Source organism: Acidimicrobiales bacterium (assembly GCA_035546775.1).
In the GTDB taxonomy this organism is placed as follows: Bacteria; Actinomycetota; Acidimicrobiia; order Acidimicrobiales; family JACCXE01; genus JACCXE01.
In genome coordinates, this window is the sequence record DASZWD010000003.1 from 1 (window position 1) to 25713 (window position 25713).

At 69.9% G+C, this 25713-nt stretch carries 21 protein-coding genes; 9 read left to right on the plus strand and 12 right to left on the minus strand.

Annotated elements, in window-relative coordinates; translation table 11 throughout:
• Positions 1–368: hypothetical protein (locus VHC63_00815; protein ID HVV35114.1), on the plus strand; the 368-nt coding region annotated here is incomplete at its 5' end.
• A gap of 88 nt (positions 369–456) precedes the next feature.
• Here VHC63_00815 and VHC63_00820 read toward each other — a convergent pair.
• Positions 457–1065, minus strand: a complete 609-nt coding sequence (locus VHC63_00820) for a TetR/AcrR family transcriptional regulator (protein HVV35115.1) — start codon at positions 1063–1065, stop codon at positions 457–459.
• Between the two features lie 65 nt (positions 1066–1130).
• Here VHC63_00820 and VHC63_00825 point away from each other — a divergent pair, with 65 nt between their 5' ends.
• Genes VHC63_00825 through VHC63_00835 form a run of 3 tightly spaced genes read left to right on the plus strand, consistent with a single transcriptional unit; the run spans position 1131 to position 4287 of the window.
• On the plus strand, positions 1131–1991 hold the full coding sequence (locus tag VHC63_00825; GenBank protein ID HVV35116.1) for a VOC family protein: 861 nt from the start codon (positions 1131–1133) through the stop codon (positions 1989–1991).
• Positions 1991–3463, plus strand: a complete 1473-nt coding sequence (locus tag VHC63_00830) for a bifunctional 3-(3-hydroxy-phenyl)propionate/3-hydroxycinnamic acid hydroxylase (GenBank protein HVV35117.1) — start codon at positions 1991–1993, stop codon at positions 3461–3463. The genes VHC63_00825 and VHC63_00830 overlap by 1 nt, the downstream gene beginning before the upstream one ends.
• A complete protein-coding gene (locus VHC63_00835) occupies positions 3460–4287 on the plus strand; it encodes a fumarylacetoacetate hydrolase family protein (protein HVV35118.1) in 828 nt (275 codons plus the stop codon). Before VHC63_00830 ends, VHC63_00835 begins: the two co-directional genes overlap by 4 nt.
• Before the next feature lie 15 nt (positions 4288–4302).
• Here VHC63_00835 and VHC63_00840 read toward each other — a convergent pair whose 3' ends face one another.
• Complete coding sequence (locus VHC63_00840) at positions 4303–5682, minus strand: AarF/ABC1/UbiB kinase family protein (GenBank protein HVV35119.1); 1380 nt, start codon at positions 5680–5682, stop codon at positions 4303–4305.
• A 52-nt stretch (positions 5683–5734) separates the two neighbouring features.
• Here VHC63_00840 and VHC63_00845 point away from each other — a divergent pair, with 52 nt between their 5' ends.
• On the plus strand, positions 5735–6325 hold the full coding sequence (locus VHC63_00845; GenBank protein ID HVV35120.1) for a helix-turn-helix domain-containing protein: 591 nt from the start codon (positions 5735–5737) through the stop codon (positions 6323–6325).
• Positions 6326–6431: 106 nt separating this feature from the next.
• Here the strand turns inward: VHC63_00845 and VHC63_00850 are convergent, their stop codons facing one another.
• Positions 6432–7967: an ammonium transporter gene (locus tag VHC63_00850; GenBank protein HVV35121.1), complete on the minus strand. Its 1536-nt coding sequence runs from the start codon at positions 7965–7967 to the stop codon at positions 6432–6434.
• A 141-nt stretch (positions 7968–8108) separates the two neighbouring features.
• Positions 8109–10790: a cation:proton antiporter gene (locus VHC63_00855; GenBank protein ID HVV35122.1), complete on the minus strand. Its 2682-nt coding sequence runs from the start codon at positions 10788–10790 to the stop codon at positions 8109–8111.
• 155 nt (positions 10791–10945) lie between these two features.
• Between VHC63_00855 and VHC63_00860 the strand changes: the two genes are divergently transcribed.
• Genes VHC63_00860 through VHC63_00870 form a run of 3 tightly spaced genes read left to right on the plus strand, consistent with a single transcriptional unit; the run spans position 10946 to position 17070 of the window.
• The gene (locus VHC63_00860) at positions 10946–14650 is read left to right on the plus strand and encodes an ATP-binding cassette domain-containing protein (protein ID HVV35123.1); all 3705 of its coding nucleotides are present in this window, start codon (positions 10946–10948) and stop codon (positions 14648–14650) included.
• 8 nt (positions 14651–14658) lie between these two features.
• Positions 14659–16431: a hypothetical protein gene (locus VHC63_00865; GenBank protein ID HVV35124.1), complete on the plus strand. Its 1773-nt coding sequence runs from the start codon at positions 14659–14661 to the stop codon at positions 16429–16431.
• A 3-nt stretch (positions 16432–16434) separates the two neighbouring features.
• Complete coding sequence (locus VHC63_00870; GenBank protein ID HVV35125.1) at positions 16435–17070, plus strand: helix-turn-helix domain-containing protein; 636 nt, start codon at positions 16435–16437, stop codon at positions 17068–17070.
• On the opposite strand, the gene VHC63_00875 is transcribed toward VHC63_00870, so the two are convergent.
• The 7 genes from VHC63_00875 to VHC63_00905 are packed head-to-tail and all read right to left on the minus strand — an operon-like array spanning position 17045 to position 24212.
• The gene (locus VHC63_00875; GenBank protein HVV35126.1) at positions 17045–18130 is read right to left on the minus strand and encodes a phosphotransferase; all 1086 of its coding nucleotides are present in this window, start codon (positions 18128–18130) and stop codon (positions 17045–17047) included. The genes VHC63_00870 and VHC63_00875 overlap by 26 nt on opposite strands.
• Positions 18127–19053, minus strand: coding sequence for a hypothetical protein (locus tag VHC63_00880; protein ID HVV35127.1), 927 nt, complete (start codon positions 19051–19053; stop codon positions 18127–18129). Before VHC63_00880 ends, VHC63_00875 begins: the two co-directional genes overlap by 4 nt.
• Positions 19050–20117 carry a phosphotransferase family protein gene (locus VHC63_00885; protein ID HVV35128.1) on the minus strand — a complete coding sequence of 356 codons (1068 nt, stop codon included), beginning with the start codon at positions 20115–20117 and terminating at the stop codon, positions 19050–19052. Before VHC63_00885 ends, VHC63_00880 begins: the two co-directional genes overlap by 4 nt.
• Entirely contained in the window at positions 20114–20983 is an 870-nt protein-coding gene (locus VHC63_00890) for a hypothetical protein (protein ID HVV35129.1), read from the minus strand. Before VHC63_00890 ends, VHC63_00885 begins: the two co-directional genes overlap by 4 nt.
• The gene (locus VHC63_00895) at positions 20983–22170 is read right to left on the minus strand and encodes a cytochrome P450 (protein ID HVV35130.1); all 1188 of its coding nucleotides are present in this window, start codon (positions 22168–22170) and stop codon (positions 20983–20985) included. Before VHC63_00895 ends, VHC63_00890 begins: the two co-directional genes overlap by 1 nt.
• A 3-nt stretch (positions 22171–22173) precedes the next feature.
• A complete protein-coding gene (locus tag VHC63_00900) occupies positions 22174–22992 on the minus strand; it encodes a hypothetical protein (GenBank protein HVV35131.1) in 819 nt (272 codons plus the stop codon).
• Entirely contained in the window at positions 22989–24212 is a 1224-nt protein-coding gene (locus tag VHC63_00905; protein ID HVV35132.1) for an aromatic ring-hydroxylating dioxygenase subunit alpha, read from the minus strand. The genes VHC63_00900 and VHC63_00905 overlap by 4 nt, the downstream gene beginning before the upstream one ends.
• A gap of 106 nt (positions 24213–24318) precedes the next feature.
• Here VHC63_00905 and VHC63_00910 point away from each other — a divergent pair, with 106 nt between their 5' ends.
• Positions 24319–25104, plus strand: coding sequence for an SDR family NAD(P)-dependent oxidoreductase (locus tag VHC63_00910; GenBank protein ID HVV35133.1), 786 nt, complete (start codon positions 24319–24321; stop codon positions 25102–25104).
• A gap of 5 nt (positions 25105–25109) precedes the next feature.
• Here the strand turns inward: VHC63_00910 and VHC63_00915 are convergent, their stop codons facing one another.
• On the minus strand, positions 25110–25709 hold the full coding sequence (locus VHC63_00915; GenBank protein ID HVV35134.1) for a TetR/AcrR family transcriptional regulator: 600 nt from the start codon (positions 25707–25709) through the stop codon (positions 25110–25112).
• Positions 25710–25713 lie beyond the last annotated feature (4 nt).

Here is a 25713-nt window from a genome sequence, read left to right on the forward strand (position 1 = left end):
TCGGCGGCAGCACCGCCGCCGTCGCCACGGGCGTCGTCGTCGGTGCCACCGTGCTCGCCGTCAGCGTGTGCACGAAGTACCCGCTCGGCGTGTTCAAAGTGCTGCCCTTCACGCTGCACTCGGCGGGCGACTATCTCGCCGCCACGCTGCTGCTCGGCTCCCCGTTCGTGTTGAAGTTCCACTCGACCGACACCGGTCTGACGGCGCTGTATCTCGGCGCCGGCGTTGCCGTCGTCCTCGTGAGCCTGATCACCAACTACCAGTACTCGGACGCCAACGCTGTCGTTCCCGTGCCGGCCCCGGTGGTGCCCGTGCGCACGAGCACGCGACCGAACCGTCCGCTCAAGGCGCAGCGCCAAGCCTCGTAAGCCATCGACATCGGTCCCGAACTGGCCCTGCTCACGCCCCGCTCTGCGGTGTCGAGCGGGGCCAGTTCGCGTCAGGCGGCGGTCACACTCACACGCTGCCGAACAGGAGACGGCACACCGCGTCGGCGTGCGCTTCGATCACTTCGTCCGACGACACGTCGAGCTTGGTCAGCCGGCGCGCCTCAGGCGCCAGTACGAACATCGTCGGGCCGGCGCCGGTGAGGATGTAATACAGGTGCGCGGCGGCGATGTCGGGCACGGCACCTTCGGCCACGAGCCGCTCGAACAGCGCCACCGTCGACTCATAGATCGGGCGCACGTGGTGATCGACGAGGTAGTCCATGCGCGGCCCGTCGGCTTTGGACTCCTGCATGATGATGCGGTGCAGCTGCGGGTTGCGCGCCGAGAACGTGATGAATTCGTGCACGGTCAGCTTCGCCGCCGTGACGTCGTCGACGCCGCGCAGTCCGGCGGCGCGGTCGCGCAGCGTGGCGCGCAGCCGGGCGAACAACGCGTCGACCGCTTCCTGCCACAACTCCTCCTTCGAGCGGAAGTGGTAGTTCAGCAACGGCTGGGTGACGCCGGCGCGCGCTGCGATGTCGCGCGTGCTGGCGCCTTCGAAGGACCGCTCGGAGAACAGGTCGACAGCGGCGGCAAGGATGCGGTCGCGAGCGGGCGAAGTTGCCTCGTCGGGCATCCGTCGAGCTTAATCGACTGATCAGGCTCTTGACAAGATCCTGATCGACCGATCAATATCCTTCCGTGAACAGTGCAATCGAACTCGGCTACCTCGTCATCGAGGTGCCCGACCCCGACATCCTCACTCCCGTGCTGCGCGACGTCGTCGGCCTGATGCCGGGTGACGCGCCGAACACGTGGCGCAACGACGACAAGGCGCAGCGCGTGATCGTGCAGGCCGGTGCGGCCAACGACGCGGTGGCGGTTGGCATCGAAGCGGTCGACGCCGCGGCGTTCGACGCCGTCGTCGCCCGCACCGGCGCGACACCCGACGCGTCGCTCGCCGCGGCGCGCCGCGTCAAGCGGCTGGCGCGCACCCGTGCGCCGTGGGGTGTCGACGTCGAGATCGTGCTCGGCCTCGCCGACGCGCCGACGCCGTTCCACTCCGACTTCGCGCCCGGCGGCTTCCTGACCGACGGCGTCGGCTTCGGCCACGCGGTGTTCGCCACCGCCGCCTTCGACGAGTCGGTGGCGTTTCTGGTCGACGGGCTCGGCTTCGAGCAGTCGGACTGGCTCGAGATGGAACTGGCGCCGGGCATCGAACTCGAGGTGCGCTTCTTCCACTGCAACCCGCGTCACCACACGATCGCGCTGGCGAAGGCGCCCTTCGACCTGCCCCAGAAGCTGCACCACATGATGTTCGAGCTCAAGGAGCGCGACGACGTCGGCAAGGCGTTCGACCGCTTGTGGGCGACCGACCTCGGCATCCCCAACGGGCTCGGCCGTCACCCCAACGACGGCATGTTCAGCTTCTACTTGCAGACGCCGGCGGGCTTCCAGATCGAAGTCGGTCACGGCGCCCGCGTCGTGGGCGACGACTGGGACGACAACCACAAGTACAGCGCCATCAGCGCGTGGGGTCATCAGCCGCTGCGGCAGGCGTAGTGGACGCGGACGTCGCCATCGTCGGCGCCGGGCCTGTCGGCCTGGTGCTCGGCATCCAGCTCGCGCAGCGGGGGCGTTCGGTCGTCATCGCCGAGCAGTGGCCGAGTCCCTACACGCTGCCCCGCGCCGTCCACTTCGACCACGAGATCGGCCGGGTCCTCCAGAGCTGCGGCGTCGGCGACGCCGTGCGCGCCATCTCCGAACCCGCCGAGGTCTACGAGTGGCGCAACGGCGACGGCAAGACGCTGCTGCGCTTCGGGCGCATCGGCACCGCCGCGTCGGGGTGGCCGTTCTCGTCGATGTTCTGCCAGCCCGAGATGGAGGCGTTGCTGCAAACCCGGGCCGACGCATTGCCGTCGCTGACGATCCGTCGCGGCGTCAAGGTGACGGGAGTCGCCCAGCACGCCGACCACGTCGTCCTGACGACCGCCGACGGCGGCACGATCACGGCGCGCTACGTCGTCGGCTGCGACGGCGCCAACTCGACGATCCGGTCCCTGCTCGGCGTCGACGTCCACGACCGCGGCTTCCAGTACGACTGGCTGATCGTCGACGTGCAGCTGCACGAAGCGCGCGTGTTCGACCCGATCAACGTCCAGATCTGCGACCCGGTGCGACCGACCACCGCCGTGTCGGGCGGTCCGGGCCGGCGGCGCTGGGAGTTCATGCGCCTGCCCTACGAGTCGCTCGACGACCTCGGCCGCGAGGGCCGCGCCTGGGAGTTGCTGGCGCCCTGGGACGTGCACCCCGGCAACGCCACGCTCGAGCGTCACGCGCTGTACACGTTCCAGGCGCGCACGGCGCAGCGGTGGCAGGTCGACCGCGTCTTCCTCGCGGGCGACGCCGCGCACCTCATGCCGCCCTTCGCCGGCCAGGGCATGTGTTCGGGCGTGCGCGACGCGGTCAACCTGGCGTGGAAGCTCGACCTCGTGCTCGACGGCCGCGCCGCGCCGCGGGTGCTCGCCACCTACGACGAGGAGCGGCGGCCCAACGCCCAGGCGGCGATCGACTTCTCGGTGTCGCTCGGCGAGGTGATCTGCGTCGCCGACCCCCACGCCGCCGCGGCGCGCGACGAGGCGATGAGCGCCGGTTTCGACGGCAGCGTGAGCGAGGCGCCGCCGCTGCCCGGGATCGCATCCGGGGTGATCAGCGCGTCCGCCCCGCTCGCCGGCGAGCTGTTCCCGCAGGGCCAACTCGCTGGCGCGTGGTTCGACGACGTGTACGGCGCCGGCTGGCGGCTGGTCACCCTCGACGATGCAGCCGCGCTCGACGCCGATTCCGTCGCGTGGTTCGCCACCATCGGCGGCGCGGTGGTCGACGTGTCGGCGGCCGCGCCGAACCTCGTGGACTGGTTCGACGCCCACGACGCGCGGTTCGCGCTGCAACGCCCCGACTTCCACCTCTTCGGCGTCGCCTCCGACGCCGCCGGCGCCACCGCGCTGCTGACCGAATTGCGAGGACAACTCACGTGAAGTTCGCCAACTACGACGGTCGCCTGGCGCTCGTCGTCGCCGACGGCGTCGTCGACGTCGCCACCGCCAGTGACGGTCGCTTCGGGCCCGACCCGATGTCGGCCTACACCGACTGGGACGCGTTCGTGGCGTGGGGGAGTGGCGTCGCCGCCGCCGCCAAGCCGCTCGACGAGTCGAAGCTGTGCTGTCCGGTGCCCCACCCCGCGCAGGTGTTCGCCATCGGGCTCAACTACCGCGGCCACGCCGAAGAGTCCGGCATGCAGGTGCCGAACGTGCCGGCGACGTTCACCAAGTTTCCGGCGTCGCTCGGTGGCCCGTTCGACGACGTGACGATCGTGGGCGACGCCGTCGACTGGGAAGTCGAGCTGGTCGCCGTGATCGGCCGCGCAGCCAACCACGTCGGCGTGACCGACGCCTGGAGCTACGTCGCCGGGTTGACCGTCGGCCAGGACATCAGCGACCGCACGCTCCAGTTCGCCGCCGGCATGCAGTTCTCGCTCGGCAAGTCGCGTCGCGGCTACGGCCCGATGGGCCCGTGGATCGTCACGCCCGACGAAGTCCCCGACCCCGACGACCTGGCCCTCGGCTGCTCGGTCGACGGTGAAGTCGTGCAGGACGCGCGCACCAACGACTTGATCTTCTCGGTGCCGCAGCTCATCGCGGAGCTGTCCGCGGTGTTGCCGTTGCTGCCGGGCGACGTCATCTTCACGGGTACACCCGCCGGCGTCGGCATGGCGCGCAAACCCCCGCGCGCCCTGCGTGCGGGCAACGTGCTCGAGACCTGGATCGACGGCATCGGCACCATTCGCAACCGCTGCGTGTGACGCGCCGCGCGCGGCTCATAAGGCTGGCGACGTGCGCGCGAAGAAGTCTGCTTCGATGCGACCGAGTTGGGTCGTAGGCACGCCGGTCACGTCCTCGTCGAAGATGGCTCGCCAGTCCGCCGTCGCCCGCAGCGCGCCCAGAATCGAGTACAGCCCCACGTAGATGCGGTTGGCGAAGATGAAGTCGCGCGCCACGTTTACGTAACGCATGACGTCTTTGTCGAGCGAGACGAGGTGCGCCAGCGTCTCGGCGGCGAACTCCGGCGTGAAAGTGAAGGGCTGGGGTCGATCGAGCGAACCGAAGTTGCCGCGGATCCAGGCGAGCATCTTGTCTCGCGGCGGGGGCTTGGCCGCCGGAAAAAATCCTTGCTCGACGAGGACACGCTCGAGCCACTCGCCGTCGTTGGCGAGCGCGGCCAGCGGCATCTCCCAGAAGCCGCGGCGGGCCCGGTCGTCGAGACGCTTCACGCATCCGAAATCGAGAAACGTGACCGTGCCGTCGTCGTGGAACAGGTAGTTGCCGGGATGCGGATCGGCGTTGAAGATGCCGAAGCGGGCGATGGCACCGAAGAAGAAGCGATCGATAGCCTCGCCCCACTTGTTCCGCAGGTCTTGGTCGGCGTCGGCGATTTCGGTCCAGCGCCGGCCGCGCGCGAGTTCCATCGTGAGCACGCGGTCACTCGACAGTTCGGGGAAAACTGTGGGCACGCGCGCGAAGGGGTGGCCGCGGTAGTGGTCGGCGAACTCCGCTTGGTTGGCGAGCTCGCGGCGGTAGTCGAGTTCTTCGCTGATGCGTTCGGTTAGCTCCTCGGCGATCGGGCGCACGTCGACGTTGCGCAGTTGCGGCGCAAAGCCCTTGGCCAGCTTCACGAAAGTCAGGAGCAACTCGGCGTTCGCGAGGTCGGCGCCGATCGCATCAGCGACGCCGGGATACTGAACCTTCACTGCCACTTCGGTGCCGTCATAGAGCCGCGCCGCGTGAACCTGTCCGATCGACGCGGCGGCGAGCGGCGTCGGCGAGAACGAAGCGAAGAGTTCTTCCGGCGGGCGCCCGAGCTCGCTTTCGACGACGGCGCCCACGAGTACCGGGTCCATCGGGTCGGCGTCCGCCTGAAGCGATGAAAGTGCGGTGCGGTACACGTCGCCGTACTGGCGGTCGAGCGCCGGCGCTGTGTCTACGAACGACACGATTTGTCCGACCTTCATAAGCACGCCTTTGGAATGCGACAGCAACTCCGCATAGCGCTGCGCGTTGCGGACGTGGAAGTCGAGGCCCGCGCCGCGCTGACCCTTCAGGCGTCGCTTGAGGACACTCACGAGCCCACCGCCGGCGGCGCGTGCCGACGCCGCGGCCAGGGGAGCGGTGCGGCGCAATCTTCCCTGCGGGATCGTCATCGCAAAATCCACCTCACTTGTCACTGAGTGTCCCTCAGTGTTTACTTAGGCGATGGCGGCGGCGTCAACCTCGACCAAAGAGCGGCTCCTCGACGAGGCGATGCGCCTGTTCGGTGAGCGCGGCTACGACGCCACGTCGGTGGCGGAGATCGAACGTTCGGCCGGCCTGACTCCGGGCGCGGGTGGGCTGTTCCACCACTTCCCCAACAAGGAGGCGGTCCTGCGCGCCGGCATTGATCGGCAACTTGCCCGCCTGGAAGCGGTGCGCCAGATCCGCGGCGCCATGCCGCCACTTGGGGACTTGCGCGCCGAGTTGACGCTTGTGGCTCGCTACGTCTTCCTCGAATTGGAAGAAGAGCAAGAGTTGCTGCGCGTGCTGGTGTCGGAGGGCCGGCAGCGTCCGCACTTGTTGACGGGCGCGGTGGAGCAGGTTGTGCGTGGGACGTTCAACGAGTTCGCTGCGTTGCTGGCCCGTTCGGGGGGCACCGAGGTCGGCGCCGCATTGGCGCTCGGGTCGCTCGTCGCGTTCGCGTCGGCCGAGCTTCTGCTTGGTCAGACACCGGTCGACGCGGAACGCGACGAGGTCATCGCAACGTGGGTCGAAATGGTCGTGGCCCTTTTGGAGGCGTCCAGCCGGCGCTGACCTCTTTCAGGTCCCTTTCTGGTTGAGACACACATCGGAATGTGATCGACAAAAGCATGGAGCCCGGGCCAACGGCCCGGGCTCCATGCGTCGAGTGTGCGCTTGCCTAGATCGGAGTCGGTGTGTGCGGCTCCGACAGCGGTGCGGCCACGCCCGCCGCTACCAGTTCGGGCTCCTTGGCGAACTCGGGATAGGCGAGCGCGCCCATCTCCGGTTCGTCGAGACCGGCGATCTCGTCGGCCTCCTTCGAGCGGATGCCGCCGGGCATGATCATGTCCTGGAGCTTGAAGAAGACGAACGCCACCAATCCCATCACCACGATGATCGTGAGCGCGCCGGCGATCTGCGCCAGCAGCTGGCCACCGCCGTTGCCGCCGTACAGGATGCCGGTGACACCCTTCGTGTAGGTCGTCTTCGTGAGGTTCCAGCCGGCCCCGTAGGTGCCGTCGGAGAAGATGCCGACGCACAGGACACCGAAGATGCCGCAGACGCCGTGCACGGAAATGGCGCCGACCGGGTCGTCGATCTTGAGCTTCGTGTCGATGAAGACCACCGACTCGTAGCAGATAACTGCCGCGAGGCCACCGATGACGGCCGCCGCCCACGGTTGCACGAACGCGCATGGCGCGGTGATCGCGACCAGCCCGGCAAGCATGCCGTTGACCATCATCCCCGGGTCGGGCTTGCCGCCACGCATCATCGCCCAGAACATCGCGATGGTTGCGCCGAAGGCGGCAGCGATGGCCGTGTTGGCGGCGACGACCGTGAAGCGGAAGTCGGTAGCGGCGAAGGTCGACGCGGCGTTGAAGCCGAACCAACCGAACAGGAGGATGAAGCAGCCGAGCATGGCCATCGGGATGTGGTGACCGGCGAGCGTCTTCGACTTGCCGTTGACGTACTTACCGATGCGAGGGCCGAGCACGATGGCACCCGCAAGACCCGCAATGCCGCCCATGGCGTGCACGACGCCAGAGCCGGCGAAGTCGACGTAGCCGAAGCCCCAACCGCGGGAGTTGCCGAGCTGGCTCAGCCAACCGCCACCCCAGGTCCACGCGCCGAACAGCGGGTAGTAGATCGCGCCGCAGAACAGACCCCAGCCGACGAAGGCGTTCCACTTCCAGCGCTCGGCCATGGCGCCGGTCGGGATGGTGGCGGTGGTGTCCATGAACGCCACCATGTAGAGGAACATGGCTGCGACCGACACGTCATAGGCCTTGCCGCTCAGCGCCGCGCCGCCCCACCACAGGAACACGTGAGAGCCGGAGCCGATGAGCGCGTGGCCCACAGCGGTGTTCATGCCGAACACACCAAAGCTGAAGCCACCGAACATGAACGCGTAGCCCACGAGGAAGAAGGCGACGAAGCCGAGGCCGAAGATGGCGAAGTTGGTCGACACCACGTGCGCCGCGTGCTTGGCGCGGCAGAAACCGGTTTCGACCAGCGCAAAGCCGGCCTGCATGAAGATGACGAGTACGGCGCCGATGATCACCCAGAGCAGGTTGAGGCCCAGCGCCGTGTGGTCCGGACCGGCCTTGAGCGGCGTCTTGTCGACGGAGCTGGCCCAGGCCGATGCGCTGGAGGCGAGTACGAGTGCGGCGGTGAGCAAGGCGCCCAAGGCTCCCTTGCTTCGGAGTCGTCGCATGTGTTTCCTTTCGAAAGAGGTCAGGTCAAGGTTCGCTACGAGGCCTCATTGCCCCGTTGGCAACCTACGAAGCTGACGTTTCTCTTTCGTCTCCGAATTGTTTCAATCGCGTAGCGAAACGGTGCGCGACCGGTCGCCTCGCTAGTGCCGGCGGGCGAAGCGCTTCGACGGGTGCGCCCCGCCAAGCGTCTGCGTCAGGTTCTGCTTGACGGTTTCTGACAGCTTGCGTCCGCGACCGTCGGTCAACTCGAAACGGTCCGTGGCAAGCGTCCCGTCGCCGCTGATCACCGCCGAGCGAACGTCGATGCCGCAGCTCGTGAACGCGGCCGCGAGTTGATGCAGCAGGCCGGCGCGATCGGGGGCCTCGATATCGCAGATCGTCGTCCACGGCGAGGCCGCATCGTCGAAGCTGACGCGTACGCCCTCGACGGGTGTTGGCCGCGGCGGCGAACCGAGGGCGGCGCTGATCGCCCGTTCGAGGGTCTTCGTGTCGGGGCTGACTCCGGTGCGCACCGTGAAGGTTTCGATGACCCCGCCATCGGACCAGGAAGCGGCCGACGCGTGCGCGACGTCGATGCCGTGGCTGGCGAGGACGCCGGTCACCGCGGCGAGAAAACCGGGCGCGTCACGCCCGGCCACATCGATGACGAGCGACTCGGGAGAGTCGTATGTCGAGCGCACCCGAACCGTGCGGCGCAACGGGACGGGCTCGACGAGGCGTGCGTGGCGCAACAACACGTCGGGGGGATGTGACAACAGCCATGTTCGTGGTCCGGTCGCGATGCGCTGGGCGACGTCGGGTTCGCGTGCCGCCAGCGCCACCGCGGCATTGCGGCGCTGGTCAAGAGCCGTCCGGGCCTCGCTGCCCGACAGCTCGGGGTGCGACAGCACCGCCTGGATGCGGTCGTGCAAGTCGAGCAGGCGACCTCGGACAACTCCCTCGATTCCGCCTTCGGCCAGCGTGAGCAACAGGAGGGCAGTGGCGCGTTCGGAACGCGCGATATGGGTCGCGAGCGCGAGGACACGGGCCTCTTCCAGAGCGTCGGCGCGGCGCGCCGCGGCGCGCAACAGGTCCCGCTCGCCGACCAGCAGGCAGATTTCCTCCTCGGCCGAGCGCCCGAGGTTGAGACGGCGAACCAGCGCTTCACCGACGTCCACGGGCGCGGCGTCGGGTCCGGCGGCGTCGAGAATCAGCAACGCCAACATCAGCCACTCTGGCTTTTCCAAACGCGCGTACGCCTCGGTCGCCACCGGGTCGTCTTCGACGACACCGCGCAGCGAATCGATCAGTGTCCAGCGCAGTACGCCCGCAGGATCCAGTTCCGCGGGGTTGGCGCGTCGGCGGCGCAGCGCGTCGGCCAGTTCAGGCAGCATCGTGGCGAGCACGCCGGTGACCTCGAGGAAGCGCCACGAGCGCGGCGTGCCGGTGCGCAGGAGGTCGAGCAGTTCGTCGGCAGCCGCCACGTCCCACTGGACGCCCTCCTCGTGCGCCAACGCGCTTGCCATGTCGATCAGCGAGGCGCTGGGACGAGCCTCGGCGCCGAGCCGGGCGCCGCGCAACGCCAACTGCAAGGCGACGTCCGGTGGCGGCGAGCCATGCACGTTGATGACCCCGTCGTCGACGGTCATCCACCGCCCGCCCTCGGGCAGTACAACTTCGCGCGGGCTGCTGTGTTGTTGCACTCGGCGCAGCCGTGCCTTGAGCATCGACGGCGTGATCAGCGTGGTCGCCAGCACTACGATGAGGAGCGCGGCGTAGAGGTCGTCGCTGAGGATGCCGTTGCGCAGGCCGATTCCGGCGAAGATCAGGCCGACTTCGCCGCGGGGCAGCATGCCGATACCGATGAGGAGTTTGTCCCCCGGCGACCCGAACGCGCCGACGGCGGCGAGGAGTTTGCCGATCGCGGCGACGGCCAGCAGCGCGAGCGCCAGCCCGATGACCGAAGGTTTCGCCATCGCCTTGAGGTCCGCGTCGATGCCGATCTGCAGAAAGAACACCGGGATGAACAGGTGGCCAACCGGCGTGAGCTCGCGTCGAATGCGTTCGACGTTGTTGCTGCGCGACAGCGCCACTCCGGCGACGAAGGCCCCGACGATGGGCGCCAAGCCTGCGCCCTGGGCCAATTTGGCGAAGGTCAGCGTGAAGGCGAACACGATTGCCACGAGCGTCCCGGGGCTGCGGGCGAAGCGTTGCAGCAGGCGGACGCCCGGGGGAGCGACGCGGATGCCGACGTACGCGGCGGCGACGAGAAAGCCGACGGCGATGGCGATCACGCCCGCGACCGATGCGAGTGAGACCGAACCCTCCCCGACGAGCCGCACGACAACCGTGAGAATGACCAGGCCCAGCACGTCGTCGGCGACGGCGGCGCCGAGCACCGTTCGTGCCTCGACGGTCGCCAGCGCCCGCAAGTCGCCGAAGACGCGGGCGGTGATCCCGACGCTGGTTGCGGTGAGGGCGGCACCGACGAAGACGGCGGTGTTACCGCCGTGCCCGAGAGCCGCGGCGACGCCCGCGCCGGCGGCAAAGGGGATCGCCACGCCCACGAACGCGACCGCGATCGAGGCGCGCCCGACGGCCGCGAGTTCGCCCAAATCCATTTCGAGCCCGACGTCGAGCAGCAGCAACAGCACGCCCAGCTCGCCCAGCACCGTGAGAATCTCGTCGTGACCGACGAGATTCAGCGCCGACGGTCCGATCAGAACACCGGCGAGGATTTCGGCCACGACCGCGGGCACGCCGATGCGCTCGGCCAACTCCGCGGCCACCTTGGCCGCCACCAACACGACCAAGATGTGAAAGAGAACGTCCCCGAGATTCATCCGGCCGGACGTTACGGCACGAATATTTCGGGAATATGACGGCGGACGAGGCCGGATGACGCGGGTAACGCCTATTGGCGTGACGCCAATAGGGCTATTAGCGTGCACCGAGCGGGCCGCATAAGGGCCCGCAGTTCAGGGGGGAACTTTCCGGCATGCACGTTGCTCGGCCATTGGGCTCGGCGCAAAAGGCAGTCATCGGCGTGGCCGCGACGCTCGTCGCGCTGCTGGCCGCGGCGGCGCTGCTGCCCAAGGGGCTGCCGTTCGGCGTGCTGCTGTACGGGCTCGTGCTCGGCGCGTTGTCGTCGTTGACGGCGATGGGTCTCGTGATCGTGTACCGCTCGGCGCGCATCATCAACTTCGCGCAGGCCGAAATCGGTGGGCTGGCGGCCTCCGCGGCGGTGATCGTCGTCGTGGCGCAGCATCACTCGTACTGGTTGGCGTTGCCGGTGGGTTTGGCGGTCGCGGTGGCGACGGGCGCCCTCGTCGACATCCTCGTCATCCGGCGGTTGTTCAACACGCCGCGCCTGATCGTGACCGTCGCCACGATCGGCCTGGCGCAGGTGCTCGGCGCGGCGGAGCTGGCGCTACCCAACGCGTTCAGTCACAACCTGCAGCCCTTCACCACCTTCACCACGCCCTTCACGTTCACGCACCGCATCAACCCGTTCCTCTTCGACGGCAACGATCTCGTCGCCGCCGTCGCCGTGGTCGTCGCCCTCGGCTTGCTGGCGCTGTTCTTCGGCCGCTCGCTGATCGGCGTGGCCATCCGTGGCGCCGCCGACTCAGGCGATCGCGCCGAACTCCTCGGTATCCCGGTGCGGCGGCTGTCGACGGTCACCTGGATGGTGGCGGCCGCCCTGTCGGGCATCGGCGCCATGCTCAGCGCCCCGGTGCTCGGCCCGCAGCTCGGCGTGATCGCGGGCCCCATCGCCCTGCTGGCGCCGTTGACCGCCGCGATCCTCGCCCGCATGGAGAAGCTGACCGTGGCGTTCTTCGCGTCGCTGGCGATCGGCGTGTTCGAGCAGGCCGTGTACTGGTCCTACCCGCGGGCGACGACGGTCGACGTGGCGCTGTTCGCCATCGTGCTCGTCGGCATGCTGCGCCAGCGCCGCCAACTGTCGCGGACCTCTGACAGCGGCCTCGGCGGCTACGTCGCCCTCAAAGAAGTCCGCCGCATTCCCGACGCGTTACGCCGACTCCCGGAGGTGAAGATCGCGACGCGGCTTATGGGTGCGCTGCTGCTCGCCGCGGTGGTGATCGTGCCGCTCGTGGTCAACGACTCGCGCCGCACGCTGCTCGCCTACGTCGCCATCTTCGGGATCCTCGCCGTCTCCTTGGTCGTGCTCACCGGGTGGTCGGGCCAGATCAGCCTCGGGCAGTTCGCCTTCGCCGGCGTGGGCGCCGCGGCCACGGCGAGCTTGTACGTGTATGCCCACGTCGACTTGCTGGTGTGCCTGATCGCCGCCGCGCTCGCCGGCGCCGTCGCCGCCGCCATCGTCGGCATCCCGGCAATCCGCCTGCCGGGGTTGTACCTGGCGGCGGCCACGATGACCTTCGCGGTGCCGGTGTCGACGTTCCTGTTGAACTCGACGTACTTCCCGCGCCTCGCGCCGGCGCGCATCGTGCGCCCGGTGCTGCTGCGTCGCTTCGACCTCAACTCGGCGCTCGTATTCTGCTGGTTCTGCGCCGGCATATTGGCGCTGTGTCTCTACCTGGCGCACAACTACCGGCGCAGCCGCGCCGGGCGCGTGGCGCTGGCGGTGCGCGACAACGAGCGCGGCGCGGCGGCGTTCGCCGTCAGCCCGGTGCGGGTGCGCCTCGTGGCCTTCGCGTTCGCCGGCGCGCTCGCCGGCGTCGGCGGCGGCCTGTACGCCATCGCCCTCAAGGGCATCGGCTTTTCCGGATTCAACCCCGAACTGTCGTTCCAGGTCTTCGCCATGGTCGTGGTCGGCGGGCTCGGCAGCCTCACCGGTGGCGTGCTCGGTGCGTTCTACGTGTACGGCGCCCAGTTCTTCCTGCACGGCGCCCTGCAACTCCTGGCGACCGGTGCCGGCATTCTGTTCGTGGTTCTCGTGCTGCCGGGCGGTCTCGCCGATCTGCTCTATCGCGGCCGCGACTACCTCTTGCGACGGGTCGCGGCGCGCCACGACCTGTCGGTGCCGAGTCTCGCCGAGACCGCCGCCTTCGCCACCGACGACGCGGCGGACGAACCGACGGCGCCGGTTCCGGTCGTTACTGCGACTGCGGGCGACGCGGTGCTGCAGCTCGTCGACGTCGAAGCGTCCTACGGGTCGGTGCCCGTCCTGTTCGGCGTCAACCTCGAAGTGAACGACGGCGAAATCGTCGGCCTGCTCGGCACGAACGGCGCGGGCAAGTCGACGTCGCTGCGCGTCGCGTCGGGGTTGCTCCCGGCCCGGAAGGGTCGCGTGCTCTACCGCGGCGAGGACATCACGACGCTGAAGCCCGTGGAACGCGTCAAGGCCGGCTTGGCGATGGTGCCGAGCGGGCGCAGCATTTTCCCGTCGCTGACCGTCGCCGAGAACCTGCGCCTCGGCGGCTGGTTGTTGCGCCGCGATCACGCCGGCCTGGCGGCCGCCACCGAGCGGGCCCTCACGATCTTCCCGCGGCTGCGCGAGCGGCTCGACACGCTCGCCGGATCGCTGTCGGGTGGTGAGCAGCAGATGCTCACGATCGCGCAGACGCTGTACTGCCAGCCGAAGGTGTTGATGATCGACGAGCTGTCCCTCGGCCTGTCGCCGTCGGTGGTGGGTGAGTTGCTCGGCGTCGTGCGCGACCTCGCGGCCAGCGGGGTCACCGTCGTCGTCGTGGAGCAATCGCTCAACGTGGCGACGTCGGTCGCCGACCGGTCCGTGTTCATGGAACGCGGCCAGGTGCGTTTCAGCGGCAAGACCGCCGAGTTGGCCAACCGCGACGACCTGCTGCGCTCCGTGTTCCTCGGCAACCGCAAGAGTCCGGCCCGCGCCAAGCGAGCGGCGCCGCGCACCACCGGCGTTGCGCCCCGTTTCGAAGTCACCGAGGTGAGCCGCACCTTCGGCGGCGTGCGCGCCCTGTCCGACGTTTCGCTCGCCGCCTATCCCGGCGAGATCCTCGGCATCATCGGTGCGAACGGCGCGGGCAAGACCACGCTGTTCGACGTGTGCTCGGGCTTCACCCCGCCGACCACCGGACGGGTCGAACTCGGCGGCGTCGACGTGACCGACCTGCCGGCGCACGTGCGCGCCGACCTCGGCCTCGGCCGCGTGTTCCAGGACGCGCGCCTGTTCCCGTCGCTGCCGGTGCGCGAGACGATCGCGGTGGCCTACGAACGCCACGTCGAGACGCGCGACCCGCTGCTGAGCATGTTCCGCACCGGCGCCGTGGTCGACTCCGAAGCCGACGTGGCGCACGGTGTCGCGGCGCTCATCGAACGGCTGAACCTCGAGCGTTACGCCGATGCCTTCGTCTCCGAACTGTCCACCGGCACCCGTCGCATCGTCGAACTCGCCTGCGTGCTGGCGCACGACCCGTCGGTGTTGTTGCTCGACGAACCCACTTCGGGCATCGCCCAGCGCGAGAGCGAAGCGCTCGGCCACGTGCTCGCCGACCTGCGCGACGAAACCGGTGCCACGTTCGTGATCATCGAACACGACGTGCCGCTGGTGGCATCGCTCGCCGATCGCATGATCTGCCTGCACCTCGGCGAGGTCATCGCCCAAGGAACGCCGGCGGAAGTGCTCGCCAATCCCGACGTCGTCGCCGCCTACCTCGGCGAGGACCAGGCCGCGATCGCCCGCTCGAACACCGCTCGACCCAAAACCCGGACGCGACGCTCCCGCGCGCTGACGCCCACCAACTGAGGAATCCGATGGCAGACACGCCCGACCCCACCCCCGCCGCCCAAGCCGAGTTCGAAGCGATGCTGCGGCGCTACTTCGCCAAGCTCGGACGGCGCTACGCCCCGTTCCTGATCGGCCTCGCACTGCTCCTGATCGTGGTGATCCTCGTGCCGACGACCGAGCCGGTGAACAGCCAGCTCGGAACGGGCGACAACACGGCGCTCGGCACGGGAAACCGCCGATCGTCGTCGGGCGACTCCACGGGCACCGGCGACGTCACCGGTGACACCACCCCCGCCGCGTCGGGCGACACCTCGGGGGGTGACTCCGGAACCGTGACCGGTCCCGCCGCGGACTTCATCGGGTCGAGCGGCTCGACCAGTGGTGTAGCGCGTTCGGGCGTGACCTGCGGCGAGGGCGTGCGCCAGTTCACGTGGTCGTCGCACGCGCCGCTGTGCGAAGCGGCGTTCTCGGGCAACAACGGCGGCGCGACGGGACAAGGCGTGACGGCGTCGACGGTCACCCTCACCTTCCGCATCCCGAGCTCGACCCAGGACCAGGCGATCGGCGCGGCGGCGGGCGCGGCCAACGTCAACTACAACGCCATGGTCGCCGACATGCAGACCTACATCGGCTTCTTCAACAAGCAGTTCGAGCTGTACGGCCGCAAGGTCGTGTTGAAGGCCTACAAGGGTCAGGGCGACTACATCTCCGAGGACCAGGGCCAGAACCTCGCCGGCGCGCAGGCCGACGCCGTGACCGCGCACGACATGGGCGCGTTCGGTGACGTCACGTTCTCGCTCGGGGCGTCGCAGCCCTACGAGCAGGACCTCGCCGACGAGCACGTGATGTCGTTCAGCGCCCTCGGCCAACCGCAGAGCTGGTTCGAGCAGTACGCGCCCTACGAGTGGTCGGTGCAGGGGCCGTCGGGTTCGACGGGCGTTCTGGAAGCCGCGGCGTTCGTTTGCCGCCGCATGGCCAACATGCCGGCGATCTTCTCGGGCGACGCCGTCTCGCAGAAGACCAAGCGCGTCTTCGGCATCGTGTTTCCCGAGATCCCCACGTATGCGGCGCTGGCCAAGCAGTACCAGGACCTTCTGAAGTCGCAGTGCGGCGTCACCGTCGCCCAGACGTCGGGGTACACCGTCAACGTCGCGCAGTTCCCGACGCAGGCGGGCACGATCGGGGCGCAGATGCGCTCGTCGGGGGTCACCACGATCCTGTGCGCCTGTGATCCGATCTTTCCAATCTTCCTCACCCGCAGCGCGCAGGGGCAGGGCTATCACCCCGAGTGGGTGGCCGTGTTGGCCGGCGATCCGTCCGGCCGGCTGTACCAGCAGACGGAGTGGGCCCACGCCCTCGGCGGCGGCGCGCAGTCCCCGGACCCGAAGACAACGGAGGCGTACAAGGTCTTCAAGCTGGCCAACCCCGGCGGCGAGCCGGCCGAAGGCAGCTCCAACGGCGGGCCGCCGTACTTCTACGTGCCCTACTACACGCTCCTGCACGTGTTCGAAGGCCTTCAGGCCGCGGGGCCGAACCTGACCGCCGCGAACTTCCAGCAGGGCATGTTCTCGCTGCCGCCCTCAGGTGTCGATCCCATCGGCGGTCAGTGGGAGTTCGGCAACAAGGTCTACGACCCAGTCACGTCGTTCAGCATCGCGTACTGGGACCCGAACGGTACCAGCGCCTTCGACGGCAAGGCGGGCCGCTACCTCAACTGCAACGGCGGCCAGATCTACAACGTGAACCACCTCGACGAGCTGGGCGGACCCAACGAGCAGCTGCACTGTTTCGGGCACTGACCCATGAGCAGCGTCCCTCGCACCCGACTCGACACCGACGTCCGGCGCCGCCAGATCCTCCACGAAGCGCGCCGCCTGTTCGCGACGCGTGACTACTCCTCGGTGTCGATGCAGGACATCGCCGAGGCCGCCGGTGTGGCTCGCGGGCTGCTCAATCACTACTTCGGGTCCAAGCGCGAGCTGTATCTCGAAGTGGCCCGCGACCTGTTACGCGTCGCCGCCCTCCCGCTGCGCGCCGACGGCGACACCGATGCCGACCTGTGGGAACGCAGCGTGGATGGCTGGCTCGACCTCGTCGACGCCAATCGCGAGAGTTGGCTTGCCGCCGTGCGCGCCGGTGAGAGCGGCCACGACCCCGAACTGCGCCAGATCATCGACGACGCGAGCGAGGCGGTGGGCGAACGCGTGCTCGCCGCATTGGGGGTCGACGCCGTGGCCGTGAGCCCGGAGTTACGCGCCGTCGTGCGCTGTTACGGCGGGCTCGCGCAGGAGGCGACCCGTGAATGGCTCGAGCGCGGACGACTCACTCGGGCGCAAGTGCGCGTGCTGCTCACCGGCACCATGCCGCTGATCGCCCAGCGGCTCGTTCCCGACGTCTTGGCCGCCGGCTTGGCTAGAACAGGTCGAGCATCTCGTTGACGCCGTGGTCGTCGGCGGCGATGAGGTAGCGCGGCGTGATCGTGTCGAGCAGGAGCTGGCCGCGTTCGTTACCCGGGTCCATGTCACCCATCGGGCACGTCGACCACGCCTGCTGGCCGATGGCGTAGCGGTAGTCGCGCCAGCAGCGATCCCAGTCGTATCCGGTCACGCCGGCCGCCAGGAGGCCTTCGTGGTAGCGGCGCACGAGGTCGTGCTCCCACGCGCGGCGGTTCTCGACCGTCACCGAGCCGGCGAGGAAGTTGGCGATGTCCCACACACCGACCCCGCGCACGCTGAGCTGCCAGTCGAGCACCGTGACGACGTCCGCGCCGGGGGAGCCACCGAAGAGGAAGTTGTCGGCGCGGTAGTCCATGTGGGCGAAGGTGGGGTGGCCCTGGGCGACCCACCAGTCGAGGAGCGCCGGATAGTGCGGTGTCATGTCGCGCACGAACGCCACGGCCGCGGCGGGAGCTTTGCCGTCCCAGTACTCGAGGTAGCGCGGCAGCTTGGCCGCCGCGAGATCGGCGGCGGCCAGGAACAACGGCGTGTTGATGGGTGGCAGCCAATCGAGGGCCCACAGTTCGGGGGAGTCCCAGAAGCGGGCGTGGAGGACGACGGCCTGGTCGACGACGGTTTCGGCGTCGGCGCGGGTGGCGCCGGTGATCTGGTCGATGGCGCGCGCCCCGGTGATGTCGTCGAGCAGCAGCACGAAGGACGCGCCGTCGTCGCTGATGTCGGCGTGGTAACAGCGCGGCGTGTGCACCTCGATGCGGCCGGCCAGCTCGCGATAGAAGCTGACCTCGCGGTGGTAGAAGCCCATCAGCTGTGCCACGAACGCGCTCTCGGGCGCGGGCGATTGCGTCTTGGCGATGAGCGTCGACGGGCCGGCACCGGCGGGTGACCAGTCGAGGTGCAGCCGCGTGACTTCGCCCAGCAGGCCGAGGCCGGCGCCGAGGTTGTCGGCGCGCACGCCGGTGACCTCGCCGGCGAAGGAGCCGGCGAGCACCGCCCGTAGCCAAGCAGCGTCGATGTCGGCGACCGATGCCGGGATGGAACTCATCGACCCGCTCCGGCCGCGGCGGGGCGGTGGGCGAGCCGGTCGGGCGACCACACGTCGTGGTCCTCGCCGTGGCCGGCGCGGCCGTCGATGGTCCAGTCGGCGATGCTCATCCAGGCGAACATGCCCGGCGTGGACTGGCTCGCCAGCGACGCCGTCACCCGGCCGGACACGACGAACTCGCGGCCGAGGGCGTCGGTCGCCGTCAGCGTGACCGCGTCGGGATGGCCGCGGCGACGGCTCACCACCGTGCGGGTGCCGCCGGTGAGCGTGGCTTTCTCGCCGTCACGTATCAGGTAGCCGCCGGTAACGGTGCTGGTGTCGTCGTCGGTGAACGCACCGGTGAACGCGAGGAACTGGTGGTGCTCGTCGACGGCGCCGTAGACGTAGCCCGCTTGCATCGAGCGGGCGTCGTCGCGCACGTACCACGACCGGTCGCGGATGGCGAGGCAGTCGACGTCGACTGGCTCGCCGGCGACGACGAGGCGGCCGGTGACGCGGCACAGCTGGTCGAAGTGGCCGGCGCGTCGTTCAGCTATGGCGACGTGCGGGTCCATGGCGGCGTCGACGCGCAGGTCGAGGGTGAGCGCCTCGCCGTCGGCGTAAGTGAGTTCGTAGGCGCGCAGTGGGTCGCGCACGCGGATCCGCAGCCCGCCGACGTCGATGTCGTCGAGGTCAGAGTCGGGCAGCGGGATGTGCCACTGGCTGCGGTGGTACGGCACGCGCCACGGCTCGCACGCCTCGGCGTCCCACACCGCGACGAGGAGCGTCGCCACCCCGAGGTTGGGGCGGAACAGCGTGTAGATCATGCCGCCGAGCGACCGTTCGGGCACGTGCAGGCCCCACCACGTGGTCTCGGTCCACAGCGGATGGGTGTCGGCGACGTCGTGAAAGCGGTCGTCGGCGGCGGTGAGCGTGGAGGTCACAGCAATGCTCCAAGGTCGTCGAGGTGAAGGGGGTCGTCGAGGACGTGCGCCACGGGGGACTGCTCCCAGGCGCGGCGGGCGTCGCGTTCCTCGTCGGAGGGTGTGGTCGCCGTGGCGGCAAGGCCGGCGCGGCGCAGCGCTTCGAACACGGCGACGGCCAGCCAGGGTTGGAGGACTGCCTGTACCCGCGCCGCCGGCGCGTCGGCCCCGGCCCAGCCGATCGTCGCGTCGCAACTCACGAGCATCCGCGTGAGCACCAGCGCGCGCAACCACTCGAGCCGCATGAGGTCGAGGGACTGGCCGGTGGCGGCGCGCCACGCCGAGAACACGATCGACGCGTCGAGCGGGTGGCGCAACGCTTGGTTGCGTACCGCCACCCAGGCGAGGTCGTCGTGCGGGTCGCCGACATGGGAGAACTCCCAGTCGAGTAGCGCGGTCACCCGCTGGCCGTCGTGGAGGAAGTTGCCGGGCCCGGCGTCGCCGTGGCACAGCACGGCGCGGCCCGTCGGTGCCGGGAGGGCGGCGGCGAGCGCGTCGAGCGCGATTGCTGCCGCCGGTGACGCGGCCGCGGCGCCGCGTGTGCGGTGAATGCCATGCCACAACGCGAGATCCTGCGCCGTCGGATCGGTGGCGGGTGGGTTGGTCAACGGTCCGAGTTCCAGCGCTTCGGGTGCCAGCAGATGCAGCCGACCGAGGCAGCGACCGTAGTCAGCGGCCACGGCACCGCGGCTGTCGTCGTCGAGGTCCTTCAGCCGCTCGTCGCCCGGGGCGCGGTCGAGCAGCAGCGCGGCGCCGTCGGGAGCGACGGCGCGCAGCGCGGGGACCGGAAGGTCGGTGTCGGCCAGCGCGGCGTAGACGCTTGCTTCGCGCGCCAGCGTGAGCGGCGTGCCGGCGACCGGGCCGTCGCCGGTGTCTTCGCGCACGATCACGGCGTCGCCCGACGCGAGATCGACACACCAGATGCGCCGCGACGCGCCGCTGCCGATGCGCCGCGCGTCCGCGATGGTCGAACCCATGGCGTGCTCCACCCACTCGCGTCGCTGCGGGGACAGGTCGTCGCTCACGCGGCGCCCGTCGCGTCGTCGTCCGCGGCGGCCGGCCGGGCGTTACCGGCTTGGACCCACAGCGCGACGGAAAGCGCGGTGAGCGCCAGGAGCGCGAACGCGAGCGCGGCGCCGTGGGCCCGTCCAGGCGTGGTGATGGCGCCAACGGGCGGCAGGTCGAGCGCCGATGGTGCCGGCGCGCCGGCGGCGCCGGGCTCCGCGTCAAGGCTGGGCAAAGAACCCAACAGGCCGCTCACGCCGCCCGCATCTATGTCGCCGCGTTCGGCCCGGCTCGGGAGCACCGAGTCCGACGCCTCCGGTTGGGGATCGGGCGCCGGGTTGTGGCCGTCGGCGCACTGGAGAAGATTGTCGGCGGCGCGGCTCAGCGCTCCGTTGAGCGGGACGCCCGCCCCGGACAGGGTGTGGTCGAGGGCGCGCAGTTCGTTCGCCAGGAGCGCGAAGGGCAGGACGGGCCGGCCGAGCGTCGGCAGTGCGGGCAGTTGTTGATCGGTGGCGCAGTCGGGCGCTTCGTCGGGCAGCGGGATCTGCTGGCACAACTCGAAGAAGGCCGTCAGCGCGGGCCCGCTCGCCGTGGCGACCGCCCGGTTGAGCGGCACTCCAACCTGCGGCGGCACGCCGGCCAGCGTGCCGGCGACGACGACGAGCCCGACGGCCAGACCCACCCCGTTGCACGCTTGCCACATGACGGGGCTCACCGCCGCGGTCGCGGGATCGACCGCCGGCGGCAAGGGCGGCACCACGGTGTCGGGCGTCGGGACGGCGTCGCCCACACCAGCTTGTGCCGGACCGCCGCCGCAGAGCAGGGCCACGGCGACGACGACGGCGACCGCAACCGCCGCGCCGCGGGCCAGCAGGCGGGTCGTCATCACCTCGGGTCGAACCCCATCTCGAAGCGTTCGACGGCCTTCACGAAGACGTTGGCCTCGTAGACGGGGGGCGCCACGGCACGCAGGTTCTTGAACCGCGGCGTCAACTCCTCGAGCGCGACGCGCAGCACGAGGCGCGCCACGTGGGCGCCGAGGCAGAAGTGCGTGCCGAACCCGAAGGCGATGTGCGGGTTGGGGTCGCGCGCCAAGTCGACGCCGTCGGGTTCTGCGAACACCGACTCGTCACGGTTGGCCGACGGGTACACGAGCGCGACGCGATCGCCGTGCGCCATGCGCACGCCGTCGATCTCGACGCCGTTGCCGTCGGGCGACGCGACGGTACGGAACATGTTGTTGAGCGGGGTGATGAAACGCAGCAGCTCTTCGACCGCCGTGGAGATGCCGGCCGGGTCGGCTGCGAGCTGTTCCCACAGATCGTTGCGCTCGCTGAAGAGGATGAGGGCGCGGGCGAGCGTCGTGCGCGTCGTCTCGGCGCCGCCCGGGATCACGAGTCCGAGCTCGGAATTGACGTCGGCCGCGCTCATCGGGCAGCTCTTCTCGGCTCCGGCGAGCCACGCGCTCAGCAGATCGTCGGCCGGACAGGCGGAGCGTTGGGCCAGCGACGCGTCGACGAGCCGGGCGATCTCGCCCACGGCGCGCATGGCGTCGGACGCGTGGCCGGGCACGCGCAACATGGTGTCGACGCGCATGAGGCGCTCCGACCACGAGCGCACGTCGCGCCAGTGGCTGTCGTCCCACCCGATCAGGCGGCACGTGAGGATCGAGGGAATACGCGCCGCCAGCGCGTCGACCACTTCGACCATCCCGGCGAACGCGAACATCGAGATGGCGTCGATCACGAGGGCGCGCACGTCGTCTTCGAGCCGGGCGACGGCGCGGGGCGTGAAGCGGTCCGAGACGAGCCGGCGCTGGTGCGCGTGCTCCGGGTCGTCCTTCGAGATCATCGAGGTCTCGTGGTGCACCCAGATCGAGCGATACCCCTGGCTGCTCACGAACTCGTCGGTGCTGCGCTCGACGTGGCGCAGGTGCTCCATGCGCGTGATGCACCACAGTGCGTTGTGCTCGTCGCGGTACACGGGCTCGTGTTGACGCATCCACCGGTAGGCGGGATGCGGGTCTCCCACGTGGAATGCGGGATCGAGCAGATCGACGTCGGGACGGCTCATGGATCAGATCGGCGCCGCGCCCGTGAGCTGGAACCGCACAGTGGCGCGGCTCGTGACGGCGCGCACCGCCTCGACGCGGCCGCCGGCGACTTCGGCGATCCCCGACACGCACAAGGTCACGGGGTCGCCGACGTGGGAGTCGGGGACCTCCGGAATGCCTCCGGCGTACCCGCCGGCGATCGTCACGTGGAACGGGACGCGGGGCCCGGCGGAGAAGAGGTCGTCGACGGTGATCGCGGCCGGCGTCACCGCGGCCGACCACGCGGCGTCGCTCGGCGTGTCGTCGATCCTGACCACCGCAGCGTTGCCGAGATCGCCGGCCTCGAGCCAGGCGCGCACCACCGCCTCGGCGGCGGGATCGGCGGCGACGGGCTGGGTCGCCACCCACGGGTCGAGGTGCGGCGGCTCGAGCGCGTCAGGCGTTCCGGTCGCGAGCTGGCGGTGCATGGCCACGTAGTCCTGCTCGACCCAGTTCTCGGTGAGGCGCGTGCCGTTCCACTTGTACAGCCCGATGCCGCGCCAGCACGCCAGCGCAACGCCGTCGCCCGCGGGCATGGCAGCGTGCTCGCTGAAGCGCATGCACAAGCGGTCGCCGTTGAGGACGAACTCGTGCACCACGAGCCCGAGCCCCGGGGCGCGGCGGTACAGGTCGGCGACGGCGGGCTTGTACGACGCGTCGCGCACGAGGTCGAACCCGCTGATGTGCACGACGTAGTCCGGTTCCATGATGTCGTCGCACACCGACTGGTCGTGGGTGTTGGTGTAGTCGACGCAGTAGCGGCGCATCAGCGCGACGAAGGGATGCATGGCGTGGTCGGTCAACTCTCGATGTGATCGGCGAGCACCGCGGGCACCCGCAGGTGCGCGGGCGTGCGTTCACCCATGTAGTGGTCGATGGTTTCGTGCAGGTGGTAGATGCGCCGTTCCTGGTAGCCGAGGCGCACCACGTCGATGCCGCCGGCGTCGATGGAGCGCTGCATGCCGGGCAGCACCGACAGGTCTTCGAGCAGCACGGCGCGGTTGATCTCGGCGAACGCGTCGTTGAGCTTGGCGGAGTCTTCGGTCGCCGGTGCCAGCGACGAGCAGAAGTGCACGTGGTAGCTCGAACGGTTGGGCGCGATCGGCCAGTTGGTGATGAAGAACACGAAGCCCCGACCCGAGAACACGATGCTCAGGTTCGGGAACACGTGGTAGCTGAACGTGCCGGCGTCGGGCAGGTCGCCCACGCCGTCGAAGAGCGGTGCGAAGGGCATGACGTCGCCCATCGAGCGGCCGTCGCGGGTGGCGATCAGCATGCGCGAGTGGCCGTTGCGCAGCAGCTGGATCGCGGTCGCCGCCTGGTCGAGGAGGCGCGCCGCGCTGTCGCGGTGAACGGTGTTGACGTGATACGTCTCGATGTTGGCGTCGACCGGCAGCTTCCAGTTCACGTCGACGTCGATGGCCGGGTGGCTCACCAGGTGCAGCCGGTCGGCGAGGGCGCCGAGTTCGCTGAGGTCGCGGTTGACGGGGTCGAGGTATTCCGCCAGCGGCGGCGCGGCATTGTCGAGGTTCACGAACACCAGGGGGCCCCACGTCTCGCAGCGCACCGACCGCAGCGCCAGGCACTCGCGGTCGCCTTCGGGGAAGTTGTGGGTTTCGGGCAGGCCGACGAGCGCGCCGTCGAGGTCGTACACCCAGCTGTGGTACGGGCAGGTGAGCCGGCGCCCCGCGTTGCCGGACGCCTCGGTGACCAGCTCGGCGCCGCGGTGCTGGCAGGTGTTGTAGAAGGCGCGCACCTCGTCGCCGGTGCCGCGCACGAGCACGATCGGTTCGGGCAGTTGGTCGACGCGGCGGTAGTCGCCCGGGTTCGCAAGCTCGTCGAGATGGGCGACCATGAGCCAGCTATGGCTGAACACGGTGTCGTGCTCGAGGCGGGCGAAGTCGGCGTCGCAGTAGCGGGCGGCGGGCACTCCCGGCAGCGCCGGAAACCCCTCGGGGTGGGCGCGCCGCGCCGCCTCGGTGGCCGCCTGCTGCTTCACCTTGTCGATCAGTGCTGCGCTCATCGCCATCGACGCTCGTCCCCCACGGCCACTCTCACGACAGGAAATGAATCGCTATACATATAGTCGGCGCGTGGGGCGCTGCCAAGGGCCCGGTGGGAGGAGCAGGGTGGCACGCACAACAGTGGTGACGGGTGCGGCGTCGGGAATCGGCGCCGCTGTGGTCGAATTGCTGTCGGCGGGCGGTGACCGAGTGATCGGCGTCGACCGCGCGGACGCCGAAGTCGTCGCCGACCTGTCCACCGCCGACGGGCGCCGCGCCATGGTCGAGCAGGTCGACACGCTCAGCGGCGGCCGCGTCGACGCCGTGGTGGCGAACGCCGGCGTGATGGGCAACGACACCGGCGCGATCGTGGCCGTGAACTTCTTCGGAGCGGTGGCCACCCTCGGCGGGCTGCAGCCTTACCTGGCGGCAAGCGACGCGCCGCGGGCGGTCGCCACGGCCTCGGTCGCGCTGCTGCAGGGCGTCGACCCGAAGCTGGTGGCGCTGTGCCTCGCGGGCGACGAGCCCGCCGCGCTGGAGCACGTGGCGCGCGCCGGCGTCGACCCGCTCGCCGGCTACGCGTCGACCAAGCGTGCGCTCGCCCGCTGGATCCGCGCCCGCGCCGTCGAGCCGGAGTGGGCGGGTGCCGGGATCGCGCTGAACGCGGTGGCGCCCGGAGTGGTGCGCACACCCATGACGGCGCCGCTCCTTGCCGACGAGGCGATGTCCGCCGTCCTGCTCGACCTGGTGCCGATGCCACTCGGTGGCGTGGCCGACCCCGCCGCGATCGCCCGCCTCCTCGTGACCTTCACCCGCCCCGAACTGGCGGCGGTCACCGGCCAGGTGCTGTTCGCCGACGCCGGCGGCGAGTGCGTGCAGCGGGGCGACGACGTGTGGGGCCGCGGCGGCTGATCGGCTCAGGCGCGGCGTTGGGGCACGAGCACTTCGACCAGCGCTTCGACGGTGCGGGCGAGCGCGGTTGGGCGGGCGCGCACGGATTCGAGATCGTCGAGGTGGCACAGGCCGAGCAGCAGCAGGAACAGCGCCTTGACCGTGGCGCCCGGATCGGGGTCGCCGGGCGGCAGCACACGGCGCAGCGCGGCACTCCAACTGTGGTGCCACTCGGCGAGCAGCGCGGCCAGCCGGGGCTCGCGGTTGCTGGCGACGTGCAGTTCGGCGAGGAGGCGGCGCGTCTGGGCCAGCTCCGGTCGCAGGTAGGCGGTGGCGATGAGCCGGGCGGCGTCGGCGCCGGCGCCCGCGGGCACGACGGCGGTCACCTGTTCGAGGCCGCGGCGACCGGCGGCGTAGAGCAGATCCTCGCGGCTGTCGTAGTAGTTGTAGATCGCAGCGGGAGTGAGCCCGGCGCGACGGGCGATCTGGCTCACCGTGGCCCCGTCGAAGCCTGTCTCGGCGCAGATCGCTGCCGCGGCGTCGAGCAGGCGGGCGCGGGTGGCTTCGCCGTCGGCGTTGACGGGCCGGCCCCGGGTGCTGGTTGACGCTCGCGACTTGGTCGCCACGGCG

What these genes read in the sequence shown, in the direction of transcription:
- VHC63_00820 (HVV35115.1), bottom strand. Translation starts at nt 1,065, where the DNA reads ATGCCCGACGAGGCAACTTCGCCCGCTCGCGACCGCATCCTTGCCGCC.
- VHC63_00840 (HVV35119.1), bottom strand. Translation starts at nt 5,682, where the DNA reads ATGACGATCCCGCAGGGAAGATTGCGCCGCACCGCTCCCCTGGCCGCG.
- VHC63_00845 (HVV35120.1), top strand. Translation starts at nt 5,735, where the DNA reads ATGGCGGCGGCGTCAACCTCGACCAAAGAGCGGCTCCTCGACGAGGCG.
- VHC63_00850 (HVV35121.1), bottom strand. Translation starts at nt 7,967, where the DNA reads ATGCGACGACTCCGAAGCAAGGGAGCCTTGGGCGCCTTGCTCACCGCC.
- VHC63_00855 (HVV35122.1), bottom strand. Translation starts at nt 10,790, where the DNA reads ATGAATCTCGGGGACGTTCTCTTTCACATCTTGGTCGTGTTGGTGGCG.
- VHC63_00860 (HVV35123.1), top strand. Translation starts at nt 10,946, where the DNA reads ATGCACGTTGCTCGGCCATTGGGCTCGGCGCAAAAGGCAGTCATCGGC.
- VHC63_00865 (HVV35124.1), top strand. Translation starts at nt 14,659, where the DNA reads ATGGCAGACACGCCCGACCCCACCCCCGCCGCCCAAGCCGAGTTCGAA.
- VHC63_00870 (HVV35125.1), top strand. Translation starts at nt 16,435, where the DNA reads ATGAGCAGCGTCCCTCGCACCCGACTCGACACCGACGTCCGGCGCCGC.
- VHC63_00875 (HVV35126.1), bottom strand. Translation starts at nt 18,130, where the DNA reads ATGAGTTCCATCCCGGCATCGGTCGCCGACATCGACGCTGCTTGGCTA.
- VHC63_00890 (HVV35129.1), bottom strand. Translation starts at nt 20,983, where the DNA reads ATGACGACCCGCCTGCTGGCCCGCGGCGCGGCGGTTGCGGTCGCCGTC.
- VHC63_00895 (HVV35130.1), bottom strand. Translation starts at nt 22,170, where the DNA reads ATGAGCCGTCCCGACGTCGATCTGCTCGATCCCGCATTCCACGTGGGA.
- VHC63_00905 (HVV35132.1), bottom strand. Translation starts at nt 24,212, where the DNA reads ATGAGCGCAGCACTGATCGACAAGGTGAAGCAGCAGGCGGCCACCGAG.